Raw genomic sequence first — 5,382 nt, 5'->3', positions numbered from 1 at the left:
CGTTGGGGCTGTATCGAAGCCTGTTCGACACGAAGCCGGACCTCATTGTGGCCGACCGGAATCCGGGCTACCGTTCGACCCAGCTTGCCATGGAGCTTGCCCGTGAGACCGCGGCGAGGTTTGTGCAGGTCCAGCACCATCACGCGCATCTCGCCTCGTGCCTTGCCCAGCACGGCCGCGCAATCGACGCACCGCCGGTGCTGGGCATTATCCTCGACGGTCTCGGATACGGCGATGACGGCACGATCTGGGGCGGCGAGTTCCTGCTCGGCGGCTATCGAGGGTTCCGGAGGCTGGCATACTTCGAGCCGGTCGCCATGCCCGGCGGCGACAAGGCCAGCCTCGAGCCGTGGCGCAATGCCTATGCGCATCTGCGGGCGGCTTTCGGTCCGGATTTCCTGGCCAAGCTTCCTGCCGATCGGCCCTTCGTCCCCGCCTTGGCCGAAAAGCCGCTTCGGGTGCTGGACCGGATGATCGAGAGGGGCGTCAATGCTCCGCTTGCCTCCTCGGCGGGGCGGCTTTTCGATGCCTGCGCGGCAGTCCTCGGCATCTGTTTGGAGCGCCAGAGCTACGAGGGGCAAGCCGGCATGGAGATGGAGGCGCTCGCCAGCCCGTTCATGGATGCGGCCGAGGCTTGGCCAGCAACCTCGCGGAAGGGACCGGTTATCTCCTGGAAAGGTCTGTGGGAAGCGCTTCTTTGTGATCAGGCTTTGGGCGCCGAAACCGGGCTGATTGCTGCGCGCTTCCACAGGACGCTGATAGAGATCATCTCGCGGAAGGCCATCGGACTCACTAACGAAAACGGCGTCGGCACGGTCGCACTGTCCGGTGGCGCTTTCCAGAATCGGCTGCTGCTCAAAGGCGTACTTGCCGAGCTCACAGTCGCAGGATTGGAGGGGCTGGCGCACGTAAGCATTCCCGCAAACGACGGCGGTCTGGCGCTCGGCCAGGCAACGATCGGCCTAGCCCTTTCGCATTGAGACCAATCGTTGAAGAAAAAATATCAGCATCGTCCAAATAAGGCGCTGCGCATTGTGACGTGCGGCGGCCAGCTTTGCGCATTTCGTCCGGGCCGTGAGTGGCTGATCGCGTATGGCCGGGTAAAAGGACTAGCCAGGAATGATGCTCCGAGGGAATCGTCGAGGACGGGTACGCAGCCAAGGATCGTGTCGCTTGGCAGTTAATGGGGCTCTGCCTCACTTTGTGTGGTTCATTCGCCGTTGGCGAGGGATGCCGCTATGTGCGGGCATGCGAACGAAAACAAAATGGTCCCCCGGCCCAGGGGCTAAAATACGGGGTGTCGCGCTCACTGATGATGACAGTTGGCTTGTTTCCGCTGCCGGACCGGCGTTCGGCATTTTGCCCAGATTGCGGACGACGGACCCGAAGTCGGCATGGCTGGTCCAACCGCAGCCTTCAGAATCTGCCGGTCCAGGGCAAGACCGTGACGGTGAAGCCTCGGTTGAGCCGCTGGCGGTGCGCACATCAGAAATGTGAACGACAAACATTCACCGACCGTCTGCCGACGATTGCTTCCCCTTGGAGGGTCGCGGAGATTGTCGGTCTGCTCGGCCATAGCACCGGCGGCCGTCCCGGCGAGCGCTTGATGCGACGGCTCGGCATGCCGGTCTGCGACGACACTATCCTGTGGCAGCTGAAGCGAGATGCCGCGGTCGCTCACAGCAACTCCACCATTCGGGTCGTTGGCATCGATGACTGGAGCTGGCGGCGATCATGGCGCTACGGCACGATGATCGTGGACCTGGAGCGCCATTCGGTTGTCGACATCCTGGATGACAGAAGCGTGGCGAGTGCGTCGCAATGGCTAGAGCGGCACCCTTCCGTCGAGATCGTGAGCCGAGACCGATGCGGGCTCTATGCGCAAGCTGTTCGCGAGGGTGCACCGCAAGCGCGCCAGGTGGCTGATCGGTTCCATCTCATGTAGAATCTGCGGGTCGCAATCGAGGAGCAGATGAGCCTTTCGGGCCGCGCCACGGGGCCTGCATTGCTGCCCGATAAGGGTATCGGGAGCGCGCAAGTCGATCTGATGCAGGATGATCCGCACGTTGACGCAACGCATCGGCGCCGGGTGCGCCACGCTCATCGACAATCGCGGCAGACGGTGTTCGAAATGGTTCACGCCTTGCGCAAGGAAAGGGCTGTCCTGTTCCGAGATCGCCCGTCGTACCGGCTACGGCCGGCGCAGCATCGCCAAATGGCTGAATTTCGACACGCCACCCGACCGACGCAGGGCCGCGTCGAGCCGACGTCACCCTTATATTTCGAGGCGTTTCTTAGCCAGTCCTGGAGAGACGGCAATCGCTGCGGACGACACCTGTTCCACGATATCAAACAGCGCGGCTACACGGGCAGTTTCTCGAATCTGGAGCGGCTTCTCCCAAGCTGGCGCCGCGCCGAGAGGACGGGCGAGGACAGTGCGTCGCCTGCTTCGATCATACGCCATCAACCAGCCCGCGATGCTGTCCCCATCCAGGATCCGGCGACCGGCCATGTGATCTCGCCGGTAGTCGCCGCGGCCCTCTGCATGAAGGCCCGGGGTATGCTGACGATCAACCAGGCGAGAAAGGTCGACGTCCTGAAGCAAGGATCACATGAGTTTGCCACGATGCGCAGGCTTGCCATGCGCTTCCGCGGCATTTTGCGGGGCCTGTGAATTGGACAAGCTCGACACTTGGATCGAGGATGCCGTCAACTCCGGGCTCGTCGCCATCACGCGTTTCGCTCGGGTCCTACGCCGTGACGTTGACGCCGTTCGCAATGCCATTGAATGGGTGGAGCAACGGCCAGGCGGAAGGGCAGATCAACCGCCTGAAGACGATCAAGCGTGCGATGTACGGCAGAGCGGGCTCCGAACTCCTTAGGGCACGCATGCTGCCACTCAACCGGCCTGATCACCACACAAAGTGAGGAAGAACCTGGTTAAGTGCAAAGCGACAATTGCCTCGACGGCGGGTCCCGGCAGGTTTATGCTGCCCAATGTTACCGCAATCCGGAATGGCGATTGAGTACCTTCACGAGTGAAGGGATTCCCGCGGTCTTAGAGATGAGTTGTCGAATGGCGCGAAGTCGCACAGAATCGTGTGTTTGATATCGATCAGGATCGCGAGCTATTTCAGGCGCAGAGAGGTGTTGCGCCCGATGCACAAGTTGCTCCCGGTCCAACGGAAGTGAATGGGGTGGAACTGCTTTGTTGGCCAAATTGTTGACGGAACGTCCGGCGCCCATTGTTGCTACATGTCTGGATTCTTGGGGCGTTTTGGATGATGCAATCCACCATCTCACTCCAAAGGGCAGTGGAATCTGGAACAATGTCGCTTTTGTACGCACGACATCCTTCGTGCCCGATTGGCATATCGTCTTTAACTCTGCTTCTCTTTTTGGGCTCCCTGTTGATATCGAGGCGAGCCCAAACAGGACAATTTTTGCAATCGGCGAACCGCCGACGAAAGCTCATCGCGCATTTCATGAAGGGCAGGGGAAAAATACTATCGTCCTGACGTCTGACGCAGAGCTGGCTGCTCGGCAGAATGCAGGGCGCCGATTCGTTTTGGCTCCACCTATCACTCGGTCTTGGTCTGTAAACAAGACATATGACCAACTTCTGGTCAGCGAAGTCGTGGACAAGCCGCTTCGGCTCTCATGGATTACCAGTAACATCGCCCTGCTTAAAGGGCATCGATATCGGCTGGCGTTTCTGGAACGGCTGAGAGAGGAGCTCGATTTTGACCTGTTCGGCCGAGGTTTTCGGCTGATTGGAGATAAATGGAACGCACTCGCACCTTACCGTTACAGTATAGCTTTCGAGAATACTCGTGCTGATTACTATTTTACAGAGAAGCTTATGGACTGCTTCGTTGCTGAAACAATGCCGATCTATTACGGCAGCCCGGCAATCACGAGGTTCTTCCCTTCGGACTCAATGGTTCTGATTGACCCAGAGGACAAGAACGTAATCCAAAAAATTCAAGAAATCATCAACTCGGACCTCTGGAAGGAGCGTCGCGGCGCAATACGAGAGGCGAAGCGGTTGGTCCTCGAGAAATACAATACGTTTGCTTATCTCGCGGGCTTCATCGAAAGCGTTCAGGATAAACCCTTACCGCCAGAAATTATACACATCGATTCGCCTGAGGTCGATTTTGGAATAGACGAATGAAGTACTCCAACGCTCGCTTCGCGTGCCCGGCGGTTGGTGGTCTGGCGAGATCGGTACGGAAAGCTCGGCGGAGAATGCCTACTGCGCAGAACGGCCGGTACGGGCGCACGAGGTCATGCGCCCCCGGCTGCCGCTGATTAGACGAACTGGGGAAGGCCAGGAACTGAATTGAGGACCTCGTCCACGAGTTCGTCGCCGACACGTTCCTTGGTGAAGGCGATCGTCTCGTTGGCGAGGCCGGCGATCTTTGCCATGCTGAGACCCTCACTCATCAATTGCTGGCCGAGCCCCATAAGGCCGCCACCCTCTGGGTCGTCGCCATGATACTTCGCTACTAATTCCGAAGCTCCCGGAATGGCCTCGATCATGCGGGCAACGGGACCGTCGGCCGCGTGGCTTTGCAGGAAACCCAGCATTAACCCAACGGCCTTCTCTGCGAGAGCCGGGCCGATGCCGGCACCAGTGGCGATGCGCGGTAAGAATTCTTCCATGCAGGGTCTCTCTCTCTTTACACGGGGCCGGTCCGGCGCCCAGCGCCCTTGGCCGAACCACAATTGAACTCCACAAAAATAGGCCGAGCGGAAGTGCTATTGCGCGTAAAACCGCCTCTGTCAACGCAAGCTGCGTCGGACGTCCGTATTTCGCAAAAACGAGACAGTCGTTCCGCTAAATCGGGGACAGCAGTTTCACTAATTCGCGGACAGCAGGATGGGGTCGGCGCTCGGTTGCCTGGTTGAAGTCATTTGCGATTGATTTCGCCGTTTTCGGCGCCGGTCAAGGGCGGCGGTGTTTTTTGCTTTCTCATGCTCGCCGATCATGGCGTGCCACTGGGCGATCGGCAGTTGGGCGGTGATCAGCGTTGATTTCCGGCGATAGCGTTCCTCGAAGATTTCCAGCAGATCGAGACGCTGCTGGTCGGTCAGGCTGTGGGTGCCCCAGTCGTCAAGGATGAGCAGTTGCACCCGAGCCAGCTTGTCGATGAGACGGGGAAAGCGGCCGTCGCGACGCGCCAGGGCGAGATCTTCGAACAGACGCGGCATGCGCAGGTAGAGCACGGAATGATTCGAGCCGGGCGGCCTGACGTCCGAAGGCGCAGGCCAGCCAAGTCTTTCCGGTGCCGGTCGGACTGGGCTCATAATGCCCGTTATCAGGATGGCGAGGCAAAGAAGATTGTCCGTTACGCCTTTCATCCACGTTCGGGCGGG

General features: G+C 59.5%; 4 protein-coding genes and 1 pseudogene. 3 read left to right on the top strand and 2 right to left on the bottom strand.

The features are described from left to right. The 3 genes and pseudogenes from NKH43_RS35070 to NKH43_RS35060 all read left to right on the top strand — a co-directional run. A partial coding sequence (locus NKH43_RS35070; RefSeq protein ID WP_502906543.1) for a Kae1-like domain-containing protein occupies nt 1–980 on the top strand: 980 nt, incomplete at its 5' end. A gap of 268 nt (nt 981–1,248) precedes the next feature. Further along, a pseudogene (locus NKH43_RS35065) lies at nt 1,249–2,928 on the top strand (ISL3 family transposase). A 283-nt stretch (nt 2,929–3,211) separates the two neighbouring features. After that, nucleotides 3,212–4,177 carry a glycosyltransferase family 10 domain-containing protein gene (locus tag NKH43_RS35060; protein WP_198023618.1) on the top strand — a complete coding sequence of 322 codons (966 nt, stop codon included), beginning with the start codon at nt 3,212–3,214 and terminating at the stop codon, nt 4,175–4,177. Nucleotides 4,178–4,314: 137 nt separating this feature from the next. On the opposite strand, the gene NKH43_RS35055 is transcribed toward NKH43_RS35060, so the two are convergent. Both NKH43_RS35055 and NKH43_RS35050 read right to left on the bottom strand, forming a co-directional pair. Then, nucleotides 4,315–4,668, bottom strand: a complete 354-nt coding sequence (locus NKH43_RS35055; RefSeq protein ID WP_023679095.1) for a hypothetical protein — start codon at nt 4,666–4,668, stop codon at nt 4,315–4,317. A gap of 198 nt (nt 4,669–4,866) precedes the next feature. Beyond that, nucleotides 4,867–5,232 (bottom strand): ATP-binding protein, encoded by a 366-nt coding sequence (locus NKH43_RS35050; RefSeq protein ID WP_352579643.1) that lies wholly within the window; start codon nt 5,230–5,232, stop codon nt 4,867–4,869. Between the last annotated feature and the right edge of the window lie 150 nt (nt 5,233–5,382).

Origin of the sequence: Mesorhizobium sp. M1163 (assembly GCF_040318415.1) — a bacterium.
Taxonomy (GTDB): domain Bacteria; phylum Pseudomonadota; class Alphaproteobacteria; order Rhizobiales; family Rhizobiaceae; genus Mesorhizobium.
Note: the sequence above shows the minus strand (reverse complement) of the source record. Positions and strands in the feature narration are given on the sequence as shown.

What these genes read in the sequence shown, in the direction of transcription:
- NKH43_RS35055 (WP_023679095.1), bottom strand. Translation starts at nt 4,668, where the DNA reads ATGGAAGAATTCTTACCGCGCATCGCCACTGGTGCCGGCATCGGCCCG.